Below are 998 nucleotides of genomic sequence, written 5' to 3'. Positions count from 1 at the left end.
AAAAAAATAGTCGTTATATGGTTGGATTAGACAGTCTAAGGGGCCTAGCTATACTAGGTGTTATTTTGTATCATATTAATTTTAATTGGATGCCTGGAGGATTTTTAGGGGTTACTGTATTTTTTGTACTCTCAGGTTATTTAATTACAGATATTCTAGCGATGGAGTGGAAGAGAAATAAGAGAATTGATTTGAAGAAATTCTGGCTTAGTAGGGCAAGGAGATTGCTTCCAGCAATGTTTGTTATGCTCGTTATAACGTTGGCATGGATTACGATTTTTCATAGCTCTTTACTTGAAAAAATGTGTGGAGATTCATTAGCGGCGTTATTTTATGTTAGTAACTGGTGGTATATTTATCATAAATTATCGTACTTTGATAATTTTAACCAGCTTTCTCCATTGAATCATTTTTGGTCGTTAGCAGTTGAGGAACAATTCTATGTTGTCTGGCCGTTTATCATTAGTTTAGGGCTTTACCACATAAAAAAACAATCCCGTATGATTTTATTGATTTGTCTGGGAGCTGTTGCTTCAGCTTTAGCGATGGCAATTTTGTATGAACCTGGAGCCGATCCGAGTAGAGTTTATTATGGCACAGATACGAGGGCCTTTTCTTTACTTATTGGAGCGGCACTTGCCTTAATTTGGCCAAGCAATAGGCTTGCAAATAAAATTATTCCAAAGGCGCGTCTCATTCTTGATGTAGTGGGAGGAACTGCTCTTATTATTATTTTGCTTATGTTTTGGAAGACGAATCAATATGATCCGTTTCTATACAATGGAGGAATGGTTCTCTTATCAATTGCAACAGCGTTGTTAGTAGCAAATCTTGCTCATCCAGCGAGCCGTATCACTCAATTTTTAAGATTTAGACCTTTACGTTGGATAGGAATAAGGTCGTATGGCATATATCTTTGGCATTATCCAATTCTTACATTGACGACTCCAAAAGTAAATGCTGGAGATTTTTCACTAATAAGAGCAATTCTTCAATTT

The 998-nt window shown here is 36.1% G+C and carries 1 protein-coding gene; it reads left to right on the top strand.

What is annotated here, in order from left to right:
- Positions 1 to 998, top strand: a 998-nt coding sequence (locus B5P42_RS31305) for an acyltransferase family protein (RefSeq protein WP_258397577.1), incomplete at both ends; no start/stop codon positions are given.

Source organism: Bacillus sp. SRB_331 (assembly GCF_003264175.1).
GTDB classification, from domain to species: domain Bacteria; phylum Bacillota; class Bacilli; order Bacillales; family Bacillaceae_G; genus Bacillus_A; species Bacillus_A mycoides.
Note: the sequence above shows the minus strand (reverse complement) of the source record. Positions and strands in the feature narration are given on the sequence as shown.